Here is a 19,629-nt window from a genome sequence, read left to right as displayed (position 1 = left end):
CGTCGAGGTGAATCGAAATCGTGGAAGAGCAATGCGGTTTTGGAGACGGCTCGCGTGCTCATCTGTTGCAGGTCGGAGGAAGCGCCTGATGAACGACGTCAACCCTTTGGACCGCAACCCGTGATTGACAAAGTGACCGCGACGTCAGACGAGTTTGAACGTTTTTCGTGCCGCTTCGAACTTACCGTTCATATCATCCAGTTTTATAGCAACCCAAAATTCTGTTTTTTCGTCGAACGGGCCGGCGTCAAGCTCCGGTTTAACAATTAACGACAACACTTTATCTGTGCTTGTACCAGAAGTGTCAGTATCGATTTTGATTTTATATTTGTCTTTCTGCTTCTCGTCGTAGCCATTTGGGTTTGAAACGTCATCACTACCGTCTTCTTGGGTAGATATATAAACGTATATCTTGTTGTTGAGGCCAGAGCCTATGATCTTGAATGGAGTTCGAACAAGTAACGGAGCAACAACAATCTCCGGCTCAAGGCGCACGACTTTAACTTTAGGGTTCACGATGGCCATATAATCCTCCCGAGTTCCGTCCTTATAATGGGTTTAGTCGTTATCGCTCGATCTGCGAGGGATGAACCCGCCCGATCTTGACATCACACCACCAGAGCGGGACAAGGCGCCGCCCGATCGGGACATTGCGCCGCTGGTCATTCCTCTAGGGTCGGTTGAAACCTCGGCCGACAGCAGGATTTGCTCAAGGGTCCCTGTTTCGGCATCAAGCCTCATTGAGACATCGCCTTTGTCATAAATCCACACCCTCATGTCCTTAGCGAGTGCCCCGAATTGGGAACCAAGGCCGGTTCGTGCACTCGAACCAGGGGATCGATACAATCTGTCATACTCGATATCACCGGCCACGTTCCTCGGGGGTGGATCGTCTGGATCGGCCCCAGGACCGTGGACAACGAAGATGGCTGGCCGACCAAGTTCAATGAATGCTCCCTCGAAGGAGAAAGCAAAGATACGCGCCAGAACCGCGTCGGCTGCACCGAGCTGGTCTCTCAGGAAATTATTTCTTCCTGCAATTGGTACGCTTAGATTCTGATAGATCGGTCCACCTCTGAGAATCAGATCACTCAGTGGGCGCCCGAACAAATGTACCGCTGATAGGCCGAGTAAGGTTTCATTGTCTGCCACTTCTCCCTCCATTTACCGGATTATTGACTGCTCATTGATCTCGACAGCAGAACTTTCTCGCGAAAGGTCATTTTCGGAAGCTCCAGATAATCTATCGGCAGCAACGTCCGAGCAGAGTGGACGTGACTATGATGGCCGCCGCCTTTGAGATGCGGGCCAGCGTGCATTTCACCAATCGCCCGTCGCCTGAAGTTCCTACTGATGATCCGTGCGAACTGACCGCCACTTTCGTCCTGATCAATCGCAAGCATCGTTCTCGCGACGTCGCCGTAATCGAGGAAGTCGGGAGCGAGAGCCCACAAGGTTTCCGCCAGATATGTCCCGACGATATCGCGGGCGTCGAGCAATGCTTCGACAAACCCATCCGAATTCCACGCGAAAGCACGGTCGAAAGCATACTGCACGGGCGCCTCGGCGGCTGGATCGAACTCGGCAACATCTGCCAGATCTTCAACCGCGTGGGAGATCAGGCCGCGCGCCACTAGGCTCTCATGAAAAATGTCGACGAGGATGTCGAATATCGCACCGGTCAGCGGCTGCGAAAGCTCGTGCTCGTCCTTCCACCCACGACGCGCAAACTCGGCCATCGTCCGTTTGTTGTTTGCCGACCGTATCTGGCGATGCGGCGAAAATTCCGAAAAGCGTGACAGGCGGTTTGCCCGGTAGAGGTTCCCGCGCGTCTCCGCGAGAACATTGTCGATTACCGACGGAAAATGCATGGCCGCGATCAGCGACACGCAGTCGGAGAAGGCCTCCTGAAAACCAAGATATTCGGGATACTCAGCTTCGGGGTGCGGCACGCCCAAAACGCTGAAGATGATCGCGTGCCCCACCTCATGCGCGACGACGTCGAAATCCAGGCTGAAGGGAAGGACGCGCCCGTCGCTCTCGAACTGGTTGCCGACTTCGAGGAAACCATAGCCATATTGTGCATTGTCCCAGCGCCGCAGGATCGAGATCTCCAGACGGTCATAATGATCACGAAAATGCCAGGTGAGCGGTTGGCCGAGATAGCGCTCCCACACATCCAGTGTGAACCGCACGCATCCAAAAACATGCGCGGCTTCGAAGCCAGCCATCGACGGTCGGAGATAGTCGAAATTGCCGCACGCGTCGGGGGTGGCGGGCTCAAGGATTTTCCCGGTCCAGGGCGGCAGACACACGTATGGCGTACCGAGCGGCCCGCGGTTCACGCCGTAAGGACCGGTCTTGCCGACCGGCTCCACAACGAACATGCGATCGTCGGCCGGGCCCGCTGTCACGCTACCCAACGGAGACGAAACTTCGACGATCTCGGGACGAGACCGAGGATCTTCAAATGGAGGCTGTACAAAAAGTCTGAACCGGGTGCCCATCCGCTCCCCCCTCAAAAGACTTTTATGCTGCCAGTTTAAGTTGACGATCGGCGCTCGCAAGCATTTTAGCAAGTAGTAAAATAGAATTAGAGCCAGCCTGCAAAAATGTACCGGGGCGTTATTCTGACAGTTCAACCAACCCTAAATAGCGGGGGTGACTGCGAATCGGATCGAGGTCGGAATCGTTCTTGAACCACAGCCGCATCTCGATGCCGACCTGAGGCATCCAGACCTCGAGCAAGTCTATCGCTCGCTCGATTTCGCCAAGCAGTGCATAAGTGCAAGCAGCATTGTACTGAATGTTGATATCATCTGGATCCGTTGCCAGAGAACGGGCCAACCACTCCAGAGCCTGATCGCGGACACCGAGAAAGGCCAGCGCCGTCGCTCCCAGGCAGGCAACATTGGCATTCTCCGGATGTAGCCGCAGTTCTTCCTCCGCCTTTTTCAAGGCGATCCGCGCATAGCTGCTGGCCTTGTCTATTTGCCCGAGCGAACGAAGGACGTTCACAAGCATGATCGGCGCACCATAATCGGCAGGCTTGATTTCCATCGCACGCTGGAAGTGCGTTGCCGCGAGTTCGAATTGACCTTCGGTGACGCAGAATTCGGCATAGTACCGATTTGCCTCGTGGCAATTGGCGTCGAGCGACAAAGCCTGCTCGAATGCAGAAACTGCCTCGGTGCGATTGCCGGCGACCGCCAAAGCAAATCCCTTCGCCGCATGGGCCTCCGCCAGATTGGGATCGATAACGAGCGCCATCGTCGTATTCGCCAGAATGTCCTCTACCGGAATCCCGGTGCCGAACTGGGATCGCAAACGCGCATCGCAAACCGCGAATTCCCGCATAGGCGCGGGCATAATTCGGATCCAATTCGATGGCTCGGGCGAAGCTCTGCCTGGCCATCAGATGGTTCGAGCGCGAGGCAATATGGTAGTATTCCCGCCCTCTGAGGAAATGCGTATAGGCTTCGACACTCTCTGTCGGCGCTTGCTCGATTGCCTCCTTTTCCTCCGGGAGCAGCTTGACCCTTAGTTGCTCGACAATTGCCTTCGTGATCTCGTCCTGAACCTCGAAGATATCGGTGAGGTCGCGGTCGTAACGTGCGGCCCAGACGTGACCGTCGCTAGCTGCGTCGATCAATTCGGCATTGATCCTCAGATGGTTGCCGGCTTTGCGGACACTGCCCTCTACGATGTAAGCAACGCCAAGCTCCCTGGCGATGCGCTGCAGGTTCTCGCTGCGGCCTTTCCATGTGAAGACGGTGTTGCGGCTCAGGACAAAGAGGCCTGAAACATTCGATAGATCAGTGATGATGTCCTCGGTGATGCCGTCGCTGAAAAACTCCTGGGCGGGATCGTCGCTGATGTTGGCAAATGGCAGGATTGCTACGGATGGCTTGTTGACGGGTGCCTGCGTGTGGCCGTTTGTGGCAAGCGGCATGCCTTCACCGGAGGCGACATTGCCCCAATCGGCAAAATAGACGTGCACCGGACGGGAGATGTTCTTGACGGTCTTTTCGCCCTGGTCTGCGAAATCGAGGCCGAGCTTGTTTGCGACTTCGTGGCGCACGGCCGCCGAACAGGCGATACCACCAGGCGCCGCAAGGGCTTGCAGCCGGACTGCCACATTAATGCCGTCCCCATGAAAATCGTCCTCGTCGAAGACGATGTCACCCAGATTCAAGCCTATTCGGAACGCAAAATGCCTGTCCGCAGGAATTCCGATGTTGCGCTCCAGCATGCCGCGCTGGATTTCGACCGCACAACGTGCAGCACTCAGCACGCTGCCGAACTCGACAAGGAAACCGTCCCCCATTATCTTGATGATATGCCCGCCATGGGTTTCGACGGCAGGATCGAAGAGCTCCCGGCGATGTAGACGAAGGGCGTTGAGCGTCTCCTCTTCGTTTGCCTCCAGAAGACGGCTGTAGCCCACCACATCGGCAGCCAAGATAGCCGCCAGCCGACGTTCAAGAAGCTCTGCACACATGCCCGTCTCCCCAACGTGCTGGTGGCAATACTATGCAATTCTAGAAGCTAGCCGGTAATGTTGCCGGACGATTGTATTACTGACAACTAAAATCTCCCTCTCCCGGCCGAAAGAACTCCCGGAGTTGCAAGCTCACGGCAAGATCGGCATGCCACGGGCCCTGCTTAGTCAGAGATATGGCTGATATTGTCGACGAATGAATTCAACGACGACACAATGCTTGTTCTGACGGCCGGCAATGTTATATGTAGGTAAATACCTACATGAGGCATGCCATGACCGTTACCACGCTTTCCAGCCGCGAGCTCAATCACGATGTCAGCAGTGCGAAGAAAGCTGCAAAAAAGGGGCCCGTCATCATAACGGACCGCGGCAAGCCGTCCCATGTGCTTCTGACATATGAAGAATTTCAACGTCTTTCCGGCAGCCGCCAAAGCCTGGTCGATGGGCTTTCCATGCCGGGCTTATCGGAAATCGACTTCATGCCAACGCGGGTCGAGATCAAAACCCGCGGAGTTGACCTGTCTTGAGCTATCTGCTGGATACGAATGTCATCTCGGAGCTGCGCAAGGTTGGTGATGGCAAGGCTGATCCTCAAGTCGTGGCGTGGATCGAAACCGCGAACGCTTCAGACTTTTATCTCTCTGCAATCTCCATTCTCGAATTGGAACGAGGCGTGCTTGCGATCCAGCGACGAGATGCGCGCCAAGGCTCACGCCTGCGCACATGGCTGGACGACCATGTGCGCCCGGAATTCGTTGGCCGGATCCTGCCAATCGACGATGCCATTGCAACGCGTTGCGCGCATCTGCATATTCCCGACCGGCGCAACGAGGCCGATGCGTTGATTGCTGCGACCGCACTCGTTCACAATCTCACCGTGGTGACGCGAAACGTGAGAGATTTCGACGGCACCGGTGTCGTCATTGTCGATCCTTGGCAAGGCTGAGCAGCAGAGCTGCTTGCATGGATCAGATCGCGGCGTCAGAGATACACAGCCGGTGTTGCCGCGTCAGCTCTTCGGAGGAGCGATGCTTTCCCGCAGGATAAGCTTGCTGCGGATGATGGTGCGCACCGAGACCGGGTTTTGCTTTTGGCCAATGGCGTCGAGCAGGAGTTCCACCGCGGCGCGGCCCATCTCTTCCACCGGCTGCTCGATCGTCGAGAGCGGCGGCGCGGAGAATTCGCAGACCGGGGAGCCGTCGAAGGAGACGACGGATAGATCGTCGGGAATGCTCAAACCTGCGCGCTTGATGCGGCTGACGAATGAAATGGCCATGTCGTCGCTGGTGGCGATGACCGCCGTCGGTTTTTCAGCCAACTCCGCGAAATCGTCTGCCGCCTGCACGCCGATATCGAAACCGTGCTGATAATCGAGGCGACCACCCGAGCGATGCACGGACTCCTTCGGTAAGCCGGCTGCCTCAAGCGCCTCGAGCACACCGCCATAGCGCTCGACGTCGTGATAATTGCCTTCAGGTCCTGCAAGATAGAAAAACCGCCGATGGCCCAGCCGGATCAGTTCGGCCGTGACATCGCGCACAGCTTCGCGGTCATTGGTCACGACGCTCTGCAGGCCCGCATCGCTCATGTCGAGCAGCATCGACACGATCGGCAGGCCGGAATTTGCCAGCGAGCGCCCGTCGACCTCGGGAAGCTTCGACGACAGAATGATGGCGCCGCGGACGCTGCCGCCGAAGGCGAGATCGAGAATGTGCCGCTCGGAAATCTCATCACGATCGAGGTTGGCGATCATCAGATTGTAGCCACCTTGGATCAGCGATTTGTTGATGCTCTGCAGGACCTGCGGAATGATCTGTGAGACGCCGTAATAAAGCGATCCGGGCAGAATGATCATGATGATGTTGGATTTGCCGACCCTGAGGCCGCGCGCCATCGCATTCGGCGTATAGCCGAGTTGCTTGGCCGCGGCGTTGATCTTGGCGCGGGTCTTTTCGTTAACCCGCCCCGGGTTGGCGAGCGCACGGCTGACCGTCGATATCGCAACGCCGGCGAGCCGCGCGACATCGGCCATCAATGCGCCCGATTGATCCTCGCTGACCACATCCTTGTTTTTATTCACGTTTATTTCTTTCTCTCGGATGCTTCGATTTGCAACTTTAAGACAGGCTATGGTCGATAGCAAACGTTTGCCAAAAATCGCTTGCCAAAAAGATCAGCTTGGCTATCATCTTCAAATGGCAAACGATTGCCATTTCTTAATGCGTTGAAAACCCATAACTTATTGGATGCGGGACTGCTGTTCCGCACGCCGATGGGTCGTGCCTCGAGAATGGACAAATTATGGCGACTGGCGACAGGCTGCACTTCGGCGTCGATCTCGTGACGTTCTTTCATCCCGGCTTCTGGGGCGTCGATAGCGATGATGCGATCGTCGCCTATGCGCGCGCCGAACCGCGCCCCTTCTGGAACAAGATCCTCGACAGCGTCCAGGCCTCCGGCGTCACCGGGGTCGAACTCACTTTTTCTCCCTTCAACTGGCAGGATGCGATCAAGACCTATGGTTCGGTCGACGCTTTCGCGGCCGAGCTGGAAAAACGCGGCTTGACGCTCTGCAGCGGCTTCTTCGCGGAATTGGAGGCGGCGGGTGATTTTGCCGACCCCGCGGCTCAGCGCGCGCTGATCGACAAGGCGGAACGCTATGCCGACTTCCTGAAAGCCTGCGGCAGCGACATCATGGTGATCGGCGCGCCCTTACGCCAGACGCTCGGTGCCCAACCGGTACAGTTTCATGATTTCGACCGCGCCAAGTTGATTGCCGATTTTCTGAACCGGCTCGGAGCGATCCTCTACGCCAGGGGCGTGCGGCTGGCGCTGCATACCGAGGCGCATTCGATCTTTGCCGCCGCGCGTGACGTCGATCTGATGATGCTTCTGACCGACCCGGCCTATGTGCATATGTGCCCGGACACGGCCCATATCATCGTTGCCGGTGCCGATCCCGTTCAACTCGTCGATCGCCATCACGAGCGGATGATCATCGCCCATTGGAAGGATGCGATCGGCCCCATGCCCGCCGACACGCCGATCGACAAGCATATCCACGATCGCCACCGTCCCTATTTCTGCGACTTCGGCCTCGGTCGGGTCGACTGGCCGGCCTGGATCCGACTGCTGCGCGACCGGGCCTATGAAGGTTGGGCGATCCTCGAACTCGATGCCGCGCCGGATCCGGTCAGCGACATCGCCAATGGGCTAACGCTCGTCCGGCAGGCGCTCCTGCCGATCTATCGCTGACAAGACAATCCTGAAGACAACGAACGCCCCGCAAAGAGGGCATTTTCAAGAGGTGGAACAATGAAGACCATGATGAAGCTTTTTCTTGCCGGTGTGGCATTCGCCGGTCTCTTCGCTTCGGCGCATGCTGAGGACAAGCCAACAATCGAGATCATGTCGTCCTGGACGTCGGGCGGCGAAGCGGCAGCCCTCAACGTCATCAAGACCGAATTCGAAAAGCGCGGCGGCGTCTGGAAGGATTCCTCGATCGCCGGCTTCGGCGCCGCCGACGCGGCGTTCCAGAACCGTATTGTCGCCGGTGACGCGCCCGGCGCCAAGCAGGGTGTCATCGGTCTCGCCGCTGCGGATTTCGTCGGCCAGGGACTGTTCAACCCGATCGACGATGTCGCCGCTGCCGGCAAATGGGCCGACGTCCTGCCGACATCGATCCATGATCTCATCTCTTACGACGGCAAGGTCTATCTCGCGCCGACCGGCGCCCACGGCGAGAGCTGGGTCTTTTATTCAAAGGAAGCCTTCGGCAAGGCCGGCATCGCCGAGGAGCCCAAAACCTGGGACGAGTTCTTCGACGACTTCGACAAGCTGAAGGCTGCCGGCATCGTTCCCGTTGCCTGGGGCGGCCAGCCCTGGCAGCAGACCAAGGTCTTCAACATGATCCTGCTCTCGCAGGTCGGGATCGACGGCTTCCTGAAGATCTATGTCGACAAGGACAAGAGCCAGGCCTCCATTGACGGCGTCAAGAAGACCCTCGAAATTCTCGGCAAGCTGCGCGGCTATGTCGATGCCGGGGCTGCCGGCCGCAACTGGAACGACGCAACAGCCATGCTGATCACCGCCAAGGCCGGCGTCCAGTTCATGGGCGACTGGGCAAAGGGCGAATTCACCGTTGCCGGCAAGGAACCGGGCAAAGATTACGGCTGCATGATCGTGCCGGAGTCCAAGGGCATGGTGTATATCGCCGATTCCCTCTGGTTCCCGAAGACCGGCAATGCCGCGACCGACAAGGCGCAGAAACTTCTCGCCGAAGTCGTCATGGATCCCGCCGTCCAGGTCCAGTTCGCTTTGAAGAAGGGCTCGGTTCCAATGCGCACCGATGTCGACAAGTCGAAGCTTGATGTCTGCGCCCAGAAGGGTGTCGAGCTCATGGCTTCCGGCGCGATCGTCCCGGATCAGGCAATCGTGCTGACACCTCAGCAGGTCGGCGCGCTCGACGATTTCGTCGACGAATACTGGAGCGGTGGCTCGAACGATGCGGCCTCTGCGGCTGAGAATTTCTTCGCCGTCTTCGAGTAGAATAGTGCCGGCGGCGTCGGCCTGATCCCGGCGCCGCGGCCGCCACCCCTGCCTCGCGCGGTGTGCCCCGCTTTCCGTCAACGAGCTGGCCGATGTCCATCAAACGCAAACTCAATCTCTCCGCCACGATCGCCCTGCTGCCGACTTGGTTCGCCGCGGTCGCGGTCTTCATTGGCACCATGGCCTGGTCGATCCGCCTGTCCTTCACCAACTCGACGCTTTTTCCATCCTTGACCTATGTCGGATTTGCCCAGTATTCGAAGCTGTTCTCTTCCGCCAAGTGGCTCGCATCGCTGCAAAACGTGTTGATCTTCGGCGTGCTCTACGTCGCAGGCTGCCTGTTGCTCGGCTTTCTGCTGGCCGCGGCGCTGGATCGAAAGATCCGCTTCGAAAGCGCCTTCAGAACCATATTTCTATATCCCTATGCCATGTCCTTCGTGGTGACCGGGCTGATCTGGCAATGGATGCTCAATCCGACGCTCGGCATCCAGGCGAGCGTGCGGTCGCTCGGTTGGGAAAGCTTCGTCCTCGACTGGGTGGTCAATCGCGACATGGCGATCTATGCGCTCGTGCTTGCCGGCGTATGGCAGGGTGCGGGGCTGGTGATGGTCATCGCGCTTGCCGGCATGCGCAGCATCGAGGCCGAGCAATGGAAGGCGGCGCGCATCGACGGCATTCCCGTCTGGCGCATCTACACCTCGATCATCCTGCCGCAGCTCGGGCCGGCGCTGGCCGCGGCCGGCATGCTGCTCGCCATGGGCGTGATCAAGACCTACGACATCGTCGTCGCCATGACCAATGGCGGTCCCGGCAATGCGACTGAGGTGCCGGCAAAATTCATTATGGACAATCTGTTCGGGCGCCAGAATCTCGGCCTCGCCACAGCCGGCGCAACAGTACTTGTCCTCGGCGTCATCATCGCCGTCGCTCCCTTCCGCTACGCGATGCATATCCGCGCCAGAGCAAAGGGAGCCGCGTGATGACCGGTCCCCATCCGAACGGCCCGAAACCGGCGCGCCTGACGGCCGGGCGGATCGGCCTCTATGCCTTCCTGGTCGTTGCCGCGCTTTTCTTCCTGCTGCCGCTCTACACGATGGTCGTCACCTCGCTGAAATCGATGGACGAAATCCGGCTCGGTCAGATCTTTGCCCTGCCGGCGACGCTCGATTTCTCCGCCTGGGTGACCGCCTGGTCGGGCGCCTGCATGGGAACCGTCTGTGTCGGCATTCGTAGCGGCTTCTGGAATTCGGTGGCGATCACCCTACCCGCGGTGGCGCTCTCGGTCTTCATCGGCGCCGTCAACGGCTATGCGCTGTCGCTCTGGCGGCCGCGCGGGGCAAACCTGCTCTTCGGTCTGCTGATGGCCGGCGGTCTCATCCCCTATCAGATCTTCCTCTACCCGATGGTCCGGGTGATGGCGAATATCGATCTCTACAATTCGCTCGCCGGCATCATTCTCGTGCATGTCATCTTCGGCCTGCCGCTGGTGACGCTGCTCTTCCGCAATTATTTCGTCAGCGTGCCGGAAGAGCTCTGCAAGGCGGCACGCGTCGACGGCGCCGGCTTCTGGCGCATCTTTTTCGAGATCATGCTGCCGATCGCCGTGCCGATGGTGGTTGTTGTCTCCATGCTGCAGTTCACCGGCATCTGGAACGACTTCCTGCTCGGCCTGGTTTTTGCCGGGCGCGACAACCTGCCGATGACGGTGCAGCTCAACAATATCGTCAACACCACGATGGGCGAGCGGACCTACAACGTGAACATGGCGGCGACGATCCTCACCGCCATCGTTCCGCTCGCCATCTATTTCCTATCCGGCCGCTGGTTCGTGCGCGGCATCGCCGCCGGCGCAGTCAAGGGGTAACGTTTCCATGCAATCTGCCGTTTCCGTCAAGGACCTGAAGATCGCCTATGGCGACCATAAGGTGATCGAGAAGCTGTCGATCGATATCGCCCCGCAGGAATTCCTGGTGCTGCTCGGCCCTTCCGGCTGTGGCAAGTCAACGCTTCTGAGCGCAATTGCCGGCCTCCAGGATATTACATCAGGCGAGGTGTGGATCTCAGGCAAGAACGTCAGCTGGGAAGAACCGAAGGACCGCGGCATCGGCATGGTCTTTCAGTCCTATGCGCTTTACCCGCGCATGTCGGTCCGCAAGAACCTTTCCTTCGGCCTTCGTGTCGCCGGTCTGCCGAAAGCCGAGATCGAAGCCCGTGTCGCCCGAACGGCCGCCCTCCTCCATCTCGAAGCGCTGCTCGACAGGCGCCCAGCGGAGCTGTCCGGCGGCCAGCGCCAGCGTGTCGCCATCGGCCGGGCGCTGGTGCGGGAAGTCGATGTCTTCCTCTTCGACGAACCGCTGTCGAACCTCGACGCCAAGCTGCGCAACGAATTGCGCGTCGAGATCAAGAAGCTGCATCAGCGCCTCGGCAACACCATGATCTACGTGACCCATGACCAGGTGGAGGCGCTGACGCTTGCCGACCGCATCGCCATCATGCGCGACGGTCTGATCCAGCAGCTCGCTTCGCCGGCCGAGATCTATCGCCGTCCGGCCAATCTCTTCGTCGCCGGCTTCATCGGCGCGCCGGCGATGAATTTCGTCGAAGGCCGGATCGAGCGCAGCGGCGCCTCGCCGCTCTTCCGGAGCAAAGGGCTCGCCGTCGAGCTCTCCGGCTATGCCTTTAGCGCGGGGGCGGCGGAAGGACCGGCAACACTCGGCTTTCGCCCCGAACACCTCGTGCTCGACGGGGCGACAAGCCGCCTGCCCACCATTCCCGGCCGCGTTTCCGTCGTCGAGCCGATGGGGTCGGATGCGGTCGTCTGGTTCGACTGGGCCGATCAAAGCCTCTCGCTGAGACTCATGGGCGACGTGGATCTGCAGCCGGGCGACGCGGTGGCTCCCGGGCTCGATATCGCCAAGGCGTCGCTCTTCGTCGCCGACGGATCGCGGCTCTGATGCGCCCCTTGGTTTTCTCGCAATTGCCGGCGCGCTGCGTGCCGTTTTGAGCAATTGCTCCAGGACAGGATTTGGAAAGACATGTCTGAGATCGTCTATGATGCGCTGGTGATCGGCTCCGGCGCGGCGGGTTCTTTCGCGGTCAAGGAACTGACGGCGCAAGGACTATCTGTGCTCCTTCTGGAGGCAGGTCCTGCCGTCGGGCCTCAAGATTTCGACCCTGCACGCAAGAAGGCGCCCGCCAGCAGCATCAATATCTGGGAGCGCGCCCGGGCCACGATCAAGGGTCAACCGATCCAGGCGCGGGCGGCTTTTTTTACCGAGCGCTTCAGCCATTTCTTTGTCAACGACCGCAAGAATCCCTATACGACGCCAAAGGGCGAGCCTTTCCTGTGGATCCGCGGCCGCCAGGGCGGTGGGCGCCTCCACAGTTTCGGCCGGGTGCTGCTGCGCTGGACCGACGACGATTTCAAGATCCGCTCACGCGCCGGAAAGGGCGTGGACTGGCCGGTCTCCTATGACGAGCTGGTGCCTTTCTACGACGAGATCGAGGCCTATCTCGGGCTCTACGGCAACAAGGACAACGTGGCCACGCTGCCAGATGGCATCTATGCGAAGCCGGCAAGCCTGACGCCCGCCGAACAGATCTTCAAGCAGGCGGTTGAAAACCGTTGGCCGGAAAGGCATGTCGTTTCCTGGCGCTACATCGCGCCTGACGCCGACCGGATGCCGCGACCGCTGCGAGAAGCAAAGGCGACCGGCAACCTGACCATCCTCTACGACGCCGTCGTTCGCCGTATCACCACGGATGAGAAGACCGGCCGCGCCACCGGAGCGGAGTTCATCGATCGCAATACGGGCGAAGTATCGACCGCGCGAGCCGCGACGGTGGTGCTTTCGGCCTCGCCGATCGAGAGCGTGCGACTGCTGCTGAATTCGGCGTCGGCGAAACATCCTGATGGGCTCGGCAACAGCTCGGGCGCCCTCGGCCGCTATTTCATGGATCAGCTTCCGTGCCTCGCGTTTGGGTCCTTTTCGAAGGCGAAGGGTTGGGCGGTCGACGAGTCTGCGCCGACCGACCCGTTCTACAATCCGTCAGGCGGGATCTTCATTCCCCGCTTCGGCGAGGGCGACGCCGCCCGTGGCGATTTCGACTACCAGGGAAGCGTCGGCCGCGCGCCGGTCTCCGGGGACACAGATGCACGTCTCGCCTTCTTCGGTTTCGGCCGGATGCTGCCCTATGCAGACAATCGCATCACGCTCGACGTCAGGCGTAGGGATGCCTGGAACATTCCCGTGCCGCATATCCGCTGCGTCATGCAGGCGGAGGAGCAGGCGCTGCTTCGCCTGCAGGAGGAGACGCTGATCGCCATGGTGAGCGAGGTCGGCGGAGAACTCGAATTCATCGGCTCGCCCACCGGCCTCAAGGAGATGGGCAAGGGCGCTTTCCCCGACGCCGATGCTTTCAGCCGCTTCATGTTTCGCACATGGTTTCGCAAGACCATGTGCATGGGTGCGGCAATCCACGAAACCGGCGGTGCCCGCATGGGCGAAAGCCCGGACGTGTCGGTGCTCAACCCTTTCAATCAGGTCTGGGATGCCCCAAACCTCATCGTCACCGACGCCAGCGCCTTTCCCGGCAGTGGCATCGCCGGCACGACGCTCACCGTCATGGCCCTGACGATCCGCGCCTGCCGAAACCTGGTCGACCGGTACCGGGCGGAGCAGCTTTAAGGCGCGCTTGGAACGAGAGGCGGGAGTAACCGTTTCAGCTCGATCAGTGGTCGTCATATAACCTTCGCACTGACATGCTCCTGTCAACAAAAGCAGGAAGGGAAAAACCATGTCGCAATCACATCAGGACCAGCTCAGCCGGATAAAGGCCGAAATCGCCGACAGCTTCGATGAGGAGCTGGAAATGCAGATGGAGGAGGACCGGCTGGACGATCTGGTCGCCGAGGGAATGTCGGAACCGGCCGAACAGACGCTCGAGCGAAAGATCTATTTCCGCGAGCTCTTCCGGCTGCAGCACGAACTGGTGCGGCTGCAGGATTGGGTTCAGCACAAGAAGCTGAAGGTCGTCGTGCTTTTCGAGGGCCGGGATTCGGCCGGCAAGGGCGGCGCGATCAAGCGCGTCACCCAGAGGCTCAATCCGCGCGTCTGCCGCACCGTCGCGCTGCCCGCCCCGACCGAGCGGGAGCGCCATCAATGGTATTTCCAGCGTTACGTCCCGCATCTCCCAACCGCTGGCGAGATCGTGCTCTTCGACCGCAGCTGGTACAATCGCGCCGGCGTCGAGCGCGTCATGGGGTTCTGCACCCGGAAGAACTTGAGGAGTTCTTCCGCTCGGTGCCTGAATTCGAACGGATGCTGGTCCGCTCCGGCATCGTGCTGATCAAATACTGGTTTTCGATCACCGACGAGGAGCAGGAATTCCGCTTCAAGATGCGCATCCACGATCCGCTGAAGCAGTGGAAACTTTCACCGATGGATATGGAAAGCCGTGTCCACTGGGAGGAATATACCAAGGCCAAGGAAGAAATGCTGGCGCGCACCCACAGCAAGGATGCACCCTGGTGGGTGGTGCAGGCGGTGGACAAAAAACGGGCGCGATTGAACTGCATCGCCCATCTGCTCGAACAGATCCCTTACGAGGATGTTCCGAAACCGGATATCGAGCTGCCGGATCGTATCCGCCACGCCGACTATAACAGGGCGCCGGTTCCGCCTGAAATGCACGTGCCGGAGCGATATTGAGGCATAACTCTACCTGCCTTCACGGTCGCAGATGACGAGCGGACCCCAGCTTCGCCGAAGTTTCGGCTATCGCTATCCCACGTGTGAGCGTGGTGCAGCGATAGTGCGCGGCCTTAGAAGATCAGGCGGCGATGTTTCCGATTTGGTTGAGTTCGTCGATAGTCTCATCCGGCAGAACGAGCGCGGCAGCGGCGAGGTTCTCCCTCAGATGGCCAACGGACGAGGTGCCGGGGATCAGCAGGATGTGCGGCGCGCGGCGTAGCAGCCAGGCGAGTGCCACTTGCATGGGCGTGGCATCAAGGCGTGCGGCGACATCGGACAGGGTGGACGACTGCAGCGGGGTGAAGCCGCCGAGCGGGAAGAAGGGCACATAAGCAGTGCCATCGCGGGCGAGTTCGTCGATCAGGCGATCGTCGGCCCGATGCGCAAGATTGTACTGATTCTGCACGCAGACAATCTCGGTGATCCCGCGCCCTTCGGCGATCTGCTTCGATGTGGCGTTGCTTAAGCCCACGTGACGGACCAAGCCCTGCCGCTGGAGATCGGCAAGCACCGTCAGGGGTGCTTCTATCGAGCCTTCCGCGGGGCCATGAACGTCGAACATGATTCTGAGGTTGACGACGTCAAGCACCTCAAGCCCTAAATTACGAAGATTGTCGTGGACCGCCGCCGTCAGTTCTTCCGGCGAAAAGGCAGGGTTCCATGATCCATCCGTGCCGCGTCGTGCGCCGAGCTTGGTGACGATGACAAGGTCGTCACGATAAGGATGGAGCGCTTCACGGATGATCTGGTTGGTGACGTGCGGACCATAAAAATCGCTGGTGTCGATGTGGTCTACGCCGCTCTCAACCGCCTCGCGCAACACGGCCAAGGCCGCGCCATGATCCCTGGGCGGGCCAAAGACGCCTGGCCCGGCAAGCTGCATGGCTCCGTAGCCGAGGCGCTTCACGTTGCGGTCGCCGAGTTTGAAGGTTCCGGATCGATCGATGATGGACATGACCTCACTCCTTTCAAGAGATGACGCCAAGATAGGCGTTGTCGGCGCGCTTGATAATTCGCTACAATCCGCACAGGCTGTGCGGAGTGGCGAACAGTGAAAGTCGATTTGGGCGATCTCAATGCCTTCGTTGCGGTGGCGCGGGCCGGTGGTTTTCGCGAGGGCGCGCGTGTAAGCGGCGGCAGTGCTTCCTTCCTCAGCGAGGCGGTGCGTCGGCTGGAGGCCGAGCTCGGCGTCAGGCTCTTCAACCGCACGACACGCAGCGTCGTTCCGACCGAAGCGGGTAGAGGCTTGCTGGAGCGGCTCGGCCCTGCGCTGACCGAGGTGGAATCTGCGCTCGACGTGGTCAACGGATTTCGCGACCGGCCGGCCGGCTCGCTGCGGCTCAATGTACCGGTCAGCGCGGCGCGGCTGGTGCTGCCCGCCATCGTTCCGCCGTTCCTCGAAGCCTATCCCGACATTCGCCTTGAGGTGATCACCGAGGAGAGTTTCGTCGATGTGCTCGCTGCCGGGTGCGATGCCGGCATCCGCTACGACGAACGGCTGGAGCAGGACATGATCGCCGTGCCGATCGGGCCGCGTGTCCAGCGCTTCGCCACCGCAGCTTCGCCTGTCTATCTCGACCGCCATGGCCGGCCGCAGCATCCGAGCGAACTGCTCGGCCATGCCTGCCTGCTGGGCCGTTTTGCCAGCGGCGCGCTGACGACGCCATGGGAGTTCGAGCGAGACGGTGAGGTGGTGCGGGTCGAACCGTCAGGACCGTTGATCGTCAGGGTCGGCGGGGCGACCGATCTGACCGTCGACGCAGCGATCTCGGGCACCGGAATCATTTGCGTATTCGAGGACTGGCTGCGCCCCCACCTCGACACCGGCGCCCTCGAGCCCATCCTGGAACCCTGGTGGCAGCGCTTTTCCGGGCCGTTTCTCTATTACCCCGGACGGCGACTGGTGCCGGCGCCGCTCAGGGCATTTATCGATTTCGTCAAGGCCTCGAACAGGCAGGCTTGAACAGCGCTGGATCCGTCAAAGCTGGACCTCGGCATTGTCGCCCATATCGGGCTTGCTGTTCGAGACCGCTGCGGCGGCCATCTTGATATAGCTGATGATCGTGCCTGGACTGTCCCAGTATTCGGCCGAAGACGGGGTCATCTTGAGGATGCGGATGGAAGGATCGTCGGGATTGTCCCACCACGCCTTGGCCGGCGTCGCCCATAATTCCCTGATCTTTTCGCGGTCGTTCTGCACCTCGGCCGTGCCCGACAGAGAAACGTATTTCTGCCCCTTGGTATCGGCAAAGGCGAGGCACACATTTGGCCAGCGGGCGATCTCATCGTCCTTGTGGCTGGCCACATCGGTCAGAAAATAGACCGCGTTCTCGAGACTGCGCGCTATAGGCGGACATCGGGCGGGCACGCAGATCGTCACCGCTGCGGGTCGTCAGCATGCAAAACCCTATTCTGTCGATCAGTTCCCATACCCGCGTCGCATTGTTATGCTCGGCCATCGTCATCTCCATTTGGCAAGAGGAGACGAAGTAACCATTTGCCGTGGCCAATGTTCCGCAAACTCGACCACTGCCACCGTCCCTGCGCTTGTTTCTCAATGCACGCTTGGGGTTTCCATGACCATTGCGAAGTCTTCAGCGACCAGTTCGCTGACGGCGATGAGAATTTCCTCGCGGGAAAAGCCTGAGATCAATGCGCGTTGGATGAGATCCTGCAGATCCGGCTCCACGACATCGCGGCAATCCTCGAGGCGTTCTTCTGAAACGGTGAGGCTATTCAATTCGTCCATTGTCTGTCCTTTCCAGGGAATGCAACCGTCGAAGCTCGGCAAGCCGGTCGTACGCTCTTTGACTGGAATTGCTCTAACGGGCGGCCGTCCGCTTCGGCTTGGCGATCAGGCCTTCGCGCTGCAGCTGCTTGCGTGCCGCCTTACGCTGCCGGCTGATCGCCTGCGCCTTTTCCCTGACGCGCCGTTCGGAAGGTTTCTCATAGGCGCGCCGTTCCTTCATTTCGCGGAACAGGCCTTCGCGCTGCATTTTCTTTTCAAGACCCTGAGGGCCTGATCGACATTGTTGTCTCTGACAACTACCTGCATTTCGAATTCTCCGATGTAAGGGACGCTTAACCGAGCTGCTCGGCGATGAGCGCCTGCAATTCACGGCGGGTGAGAAGGCATGGAAATGGCTTCCAAGTCTTGGCAGCGCGGCGAACGGTCTCGTCACCCTCACGCGAGTTCGCCGCCGCAATCGCGGTGGCTGTATTGGTATTGATCAAAAAGAAATCCTTTACCGGCCATTGCCGGCTTCATCGATTGTTTTGGATTTGACCACCGCGCTGCCTCAAGGGCGTGCGCCGATTCAGCCGATGTACAAGCGTCCCGTTCCTAAGCCTGCGACGGCTTCGAGTTCCACTTTGGCCCTAAAATAGTTGGCGTGGCGTGCAATTGCAACAGCTGAGCCGGATCGTTCGGTTTCAGGGCCCGGAATCACCCTTAGATATATTCATTGCGGATGTTCAAGTTAGCCGGGTATAGATTCGCTCGAATTTTCTTCAATTTGGCGTGAAAACGAAATTATTCGCCCAGAAATTAAGCAACGCCTGTATCGGTGATGACATTAACCTTTCATTAAATAACCTATTGACTTGCAGTATTAATAGGTTGTTAAAGGGGCCGCTTGCTGAGGTCAAAACTGACCCGCCATAATAATTTAAGGAGAGAGCGATGGCTTCGCCGATACACGCAACCGATGATAGTGCAACATTTCTAGAAACTGACGTAATTTCCGGTAATCTGCTTTCCAACAATTCATCCGATAACGGCCACCTGTTCCTGCGCGCCTTCGACGGCGAGACCGTTGGCGCCAAGAGCGGCAACAGCCAGATCACCGAGATCCATGGCGACTACGGCACGTTCTTCGTCAAGCCGGACGGTAGCTACACCTATGTCCTGAGCGATGCTGCCAAGATCGGCTTCGCCAACGGCGAATCGTACCAGGAAAAGGTTTCCTACAAGATCTCCGACGGCAGCGGTCATACCGACGTCGGCCTGTTCACTTTGAACATTCAGGGCGTAACCCAGGTCAAGCCGATCGCGGTTGATGATGTCTACAACTTCACCGAAGGCCATGCCATTGGTGGCAACGTTCTGGATAACGACATTGCCGGCGACAACGGCAAGATGTTCCTCCGCCAGTTCCTGACCACCAAGGTAGACGGCACTGCCGACGCTGTAACCGACGTTGCCGGGACCTACGGCACGTTCCATGTCAAGTCGGACGGCACGTTCACCTACGACCTGAACACAGATCTGAATGACGGTCAAACCTACACGGAAGTTCTCCGTTACTACAAGATCTCCGACGGCGAAGGCCACACGGACACTGCCAAGGTGACGCTCAACATCACCGGCACCGACGCTCATATCGCCTGATCAGTTGCGATAGTCTGTGAGACGTGACGCCCGCCGTGCAATCGGCGGGCGTTTTCGTATATTCGTGTGTCTTGACGGCACCTGACTTATTCCGCCGAAAATAATTCTTTTTAGCTAGTTCTTATATAAGCTAGGGAAGCGTAGTCTCGAAGTTCGGAGGACACGCCCTTGACCGAACACATCGAACCCAAGCAAATTGAGACCGATGATCTGACGAAAGTCTGGTCGGTAACCGAGTACTGCGCTCGCCATCGGATAGATGCCGAGGAACAGGCGCTGTTGCTCAAACTTTTCGGGCCATTCGCGACAGCCTGCGAACTGCTTCACAATGCCAAGCGCGCACCACGATTCAGATGAGCCTTGTATATTTCCTTTGATCTTCTGGCACATACCAACTCGTCGGCGAACGAGGCTGCCAGACGTCGCGTGACTGG

General features: G+C 59.2%; 18 protein-coding genes and 4 pseudogenes. 12 read left to right on the top strand and 10 right to left on the bottom strand.

Translation table 11 applies throughout. The features are described 5' to 3' along the window. Nucleotides 1–144 precede the first annotated feature (144 nt). From MF410_RS35995 to MF410_RS35980, 4 genes and pseudogenes are all read right to left on the bottom strand, one after another. The gene (locus MF410_RS35995; RefSeq protein ID WP_222134974.1) at nucleotides 145–525 is read right to left on the bottom strand and encodes a hypothetical protein; all 381 of its coding nucleotides are present in this window, start codon (nucleotides 523–525) and stop codon (nucleotides 145–147) included. A gap of 33 nt (nucleotides 526–558) precedes the next feature. Next, a complete protein-coding gene (locus tag MF410_RS35990; protein ID WP_222134975.1) occupies nucleotides 559–1,164 on the bottom strand; it encodes a hypothetical protein in 606 nt (201 codons plus the stop codon). Nucleotides 1,165–1,172: 8 nt separating this feature from the next. Then, nucleotides 1,173–2,507: a hypothetical protein gene (locus MF410_RS35985; RefSeq protein ID WP_222134976.1), complete on the bottom strand. Its 1,335-nt coding sequence runs from the start codon at nucleotides 2,505–2,507 to the stop codon at nucleotides 1,173–1,175. A 118-nt stretch (nucleotides 2,508–2,625) separates the two neighbouring features. After that, nucleotides 2,626–4,501, bottom strand: a pseudogene (locus MF410_RS35980) (adenylate/guanylate cyclase domain-containing protein). A 275-nt stretch (nucleotides 4,502–4,776) separates the two neighbouring features. Between MF410_RS35980 and MF410_RS35975 the strand changes: the two are divergent. Both MF410_RS35975 and MF410_RS35970 read left to right on the top strand, forming a co-directional pair. Further along, complete coding sequence (locus MF410_RS35975) at nucleotides 4,777–5,031, top strand: type II toxin-antitoxin system Phd/YefM family antitoxin (protein WP_037093691.1); 255 nt, start codon at nucleotides 4,777–4,779, stop codon at nucleotides 5,029–5,031. Beyond that, entirely contained in the window at nucleotides 5,028–5,450 is a 423-nt protein-coding gene (locus tag MF410_RS35970) for a type II toxin-antitoxin system VapC family toxin (RefSeq protein WP_097626124.1), read from the top strand. Before MF410_RS35975 ends, MF410_RS35970 begins: the two co-directional genes overlap by 4 nt. Nucleotides 5,451–5,513: 63 nt before the next feature. Here MF410_RS35970 and MF410_RS35965 read toward each other — a convergent pair whose 3' ends face one another. Next, nucleotides 5,514–6,584 carry a LacI family DNA-binding transcriptional regulator gene (locus MF410_RS35965; protein WP_097626123.1) on the bottom strand — a complete coding sequence of 357 codons (1,071 nt, stop codon included), beginning with the start codon at nucleotides 6,582–6,584 and terminating at the stop codon, nucleotides 5,514–5,516. Nucleotides 6,585–6,805: 221 nt separating this feature from the next. Between MF410_RS35965 and MF410_RS35960 the strand changes: the two genes are divergently transcribed. The 7 genes and pseudogenes from MF410_RS35960 (at nucleotide 6,806) to ppk2 (ending at nucleotide 14,763) form a co-directional block, all read left to right on the top strand. After that, nucleotides 6,806–7,759, top strand: coding sequence for a sugar phosphate isomerase/epimerase (locus MF410_RS35960; RefSeq protein WP_183779975.1), 954 nt, complete (start codon nucleotides 6,806–6,808; stop codon nucleotides 7,757–7,759). 60 nt (nucleotides 7,760–7,819) lie between these two features. Further along, nucleotides 7,820–9,052, top strand: a complete 1,233-nt coding sequence (locus MF410_RS35955) for an ABC transporter substrate-binding protein (RefSeq protein WP_222134977.1) — start codon at nucleotides 7,820–7,822, stop codon at nucleotides 9,050–9,052. Nucleotides 9,053–9,144: 92 nt separating this feature from the next. Beyond that, nucleotides 9,145–10,032 (top strand): sugar ABC transporter permease, encoded by an 888-nt coding sequence (locus tag MF410_RS35950; protein ID WP_183779969.1) that lies wholly within the window; start codon nucleotides 9,145–9,147, stop codon nucleotides 10,030–10,032. Then, nucleotides 10,032–10,916 (top strand): carbohydrate ABC transporter permease, encoded by an 885-nt coding sequence (locus tag MF410_RS35945; protein ID WP_097626119.1) that lies wholly within the window; start codon nucleotides 10,032–10,034, stop codon nucleotides 10,914–10,916. The genes MF410_RS35950 and MF410_RS35945 overlap by 1 nt, the downstream gene beginning before the upstream one ends. 7 nt (nucleotides 10,917–10,923) lie before the next feature. Further along, nucleotides 10,924–12,006, top strand: coding sequence for an ATP-binding cassette domain-containing protein (locus MF410_RS35940; protein ID WP_239621346.1), 1,083 nt, complete (start codon nucleotides 10,924–10,926; stop codon nucleotides 12,004–12,006). Between the two features lie 81 nt (nucleotides 12,007–12,087). Next, nucleotides 12,088–13,740, top strand: coding sequence for a GMC family oxidoreductase (locus MF410_RS35935; protein ID WP_131711147.1), 1,653 nt, complete (start codon nucleotides 12,088–12,090; stop codon nucleotides 13,738–13,740). Nucleotides 13,741–13,849: 109 nt separating this feature from the next. Continuing rightward, nucleotides 13,850–14,763: pseudogene (gene ppk2 / locus MF410_RS35930) on the top strand (polyphosphate kinase 2). Between the two features lie 121 nt (nucleotides 14,764–14,884). Here ppk2 and MF410_RS35925 read toward each other — a convergent pair. After that, nucleotides 14,885–15,760: an aldo/keto reductase family oxidoreductase gene (locus tag MF410_RS35925; protein ID WP_097626115.1), complete on the bottom strand. Its 876-nt coding sequence runs from the start codon at nucleotides 15,758–15,760 to the stop codon at nucleotides 14,885–14,887. A 96-nt stretch (nucleotides 15,761–15,856) separates the two neighbouring features. Here MF410_RS35925 and MF410_RS35920 point away from each other — a divergent pair, with 96 nt between their 5' ends. Beyond that, nucleotides 15,857–16,768, top strand: coding sequence for a LysR family transcriptional regulator (locus tag MF410_RS35920; protein WP_097626114.1), 912 nt, complete (start codon nucleotides 15,857–15,859; stop codon nucleotides 16,766–16,768). Between the two features lie 15 nt (nucleotides 16,769–16,783). On the opposite strand, the pseudogene MF410_RS35915 reads toward MF410_RS35920, so the two are convergent. The 4 genes and pseudogenes from MF410_RS35915 to MF410_RS35900 all read right to left on the bottom strand — a co-directional run bounded on the left by MF410_RS35915 (nucleotide 16,784) and on the right by MF410_RS35900 (nucleotide 18,039). Next, nucleotides 16,784–17,264, bottom strand: a pseudogene (locus MF410_RS35915) (pyridoxamine 5'-phosphate oxidase family protein). 95 nt (nucleotides 17,265–17,359) lie between these two features. Next, the gene (locus MF410_RS35910) at nucleotides 17,360–17,554 is read right to left on the bottom strand and encodes a hypothetical protein (protein WP_097626113.1); all 195 of its coding nucleotides are present in this window, start codon (nucleotides 17,552–17,554) and stop codon (nucleotides 17,360–17,362) included. A 73-nt stretch (nucleotides 17,555–17,627) separates the two neighbouring features. After that, a pseudogene (gene rpsU / locus MF410_RS35905) lies at nucleotides 17,628–17,860 on the bottom strand (30S ribosomal protein S21). A gap of 26 nt (nucleotides 17,861–17,886) precedes the next feature. Further along, the gene (locus MF410_RS35900) at nucleotides 17,887–18,039 is read right to left on the bottom strand and encodes a hypothetical protein (protein ID WP_165503923.1); all 153 of its coding nucleotides are present in this window, start codon (nucleotides 18,037–18,039) and stop codon (nucleotides 17,887–17,889) included. Nucleotides 18,040–18,487: 448 nt separating this feature from the next. Here MF410_RS35900 and MF410_RS35895 point away from each other — a divergent pair, with 448 nt between their 5' ends. Both MF410_RS35895 and MF410_RS35890 read left to right on the top strand, forming a co-directional pair. Continuing rightward, complete coding sequence (locus MF410_RS35895) at nucleotides 18,488–19,195, top strand: VCBS domain-containing protein (RefSeq protein ID WP_239621343.1); 708 nt, start codon at nucleotides 18,488–18,490, stop codon at nucleotides 19,193–19,195. Nucleotides 19,196–19,363: 168 nt separating this feature from the next. Then, nucleotides 19,364–19,552: a hypothetical protein gene (locus MF410_RS35890; RefSeq protein WP_003572146.1), complete on the top strand. Its 189-nt coding sequence runs from the start codon at nucleotides 19,364–19,366 to the stop codon at nucleotides 19,550–19,552. Nucleotides 19,553–19,629 lie beyond the last annotated feature (77 nt).

The organism is Rhizobium sp. C104 (genome assembly GCF_022354505.1).
GTDB lineage: Bacteria > Pseudomonadota > Alphaproteobacteria > Rhizobiales > Rhizobiaceae > Rhizobium > Rhizobium redzepovicii.
This window is presented reverse-complemented; position numbering and strand designations above follow the sequence as displayed.

What these genes read in the sequence shown, in the direction of transcription:
- MF410_RS35975 (WP_037093691.1), top strand. Translation starts at nt 4,777, where the DNA reads ATGACCGTTACCACGCTTTCCAGCCGCGAGCTCAATCACGATGTCAGC.
- MF410_RS35910 (WP_097626113.1), bottom strand. Translation starts at nt 17,554, where the DNA reads ATGGACGAATTGAATAGCCTCACCGTTTCAGAAGAACGCCTCGAGGAT.
- MF410_RS35985 (WP_222134976.1), bottom strand. Translation starts at nt 2,507, where the DNA reads ATGGGCACCCGGTTCAGACTTTTTGTACAGCCTCCATTTGAAGATCCT.
- MF410_RS35990 (WP_222134975.1), bottom strand. Translation starts at nt 1,164, where the DNA reads ATGGAGGGAGAAGTGGCAGACAATGAAACCTTACTCGGCCTATCAGCG.
- MF410_RS35925 (WP_097626115.1), bottom strand. Translation starts at nt 15,760, where the DNA reads ATGTCCATCATCGATCGATCCGGAACCTTCAAACTCGGCGACCGCAAC.
- MF410_RS35895 (WP_239621343.1), top strand. Translation starts at nt 18,488, where the DNA reads ATGGCTTCGCCGATACACGCAACCGATGATAGTGCAACATTTCTAGAA.
- MF410_RS35960 (WP_183779975.1), top strand. Translation starts at nt 6,806, where the DNA reads ATGGCGACTGGCGACAGGCTGCACTTCGGCGTCGATCTCGTGACGTTC.
- MF410_RS35935 (WP_131711147.1), top strand. Translation starts at nt 12,088, where the DNA reads ATGTCTGAGATCGTCTATGATGCGCTGGTGATCGGCTCCGGCGCGGCG.
- MF410_RS35955 (WP_222134977.1), top strand. Translation starts at nt 7,820, where the DNA reads ATGAAGACCATGATGAAGCTTTTTCTTGCCGGTGTGGCATTCGCCGGT.
- MF410_RS35995 (WP_222134974.1), bottom strand. Translation starts at nt 525, where the DNA reads ATGGCCATCGTGAACCCTAAAGTTAAAGTCGTGCGCCTTGAGCCGGAG.
- MF410_RS35950 (WP_183779969.1), top strand. Translation starts at nt 9,145, where the DNA reads ATGTCCATCAAACGCAAACTCAATCTCTCCGCCACGATCGCCCTGCTG.
- MF410_RS35940 (WP_239621346.1), top strand. Translation starts at nt 10,924, where the DNA reads ATGCAATCTGCCGTTTCCGTCAAGGACCTGAAGATCGCCTATGGCGAC.
- MF410_RS35945 (WP_097626119.1), top strand. Translation starts at nt 10,032, where the DNA reads ATGACCGGTCCCCATCCGAACGGCCCGAAACCGGCGCGCCTGACGGCC.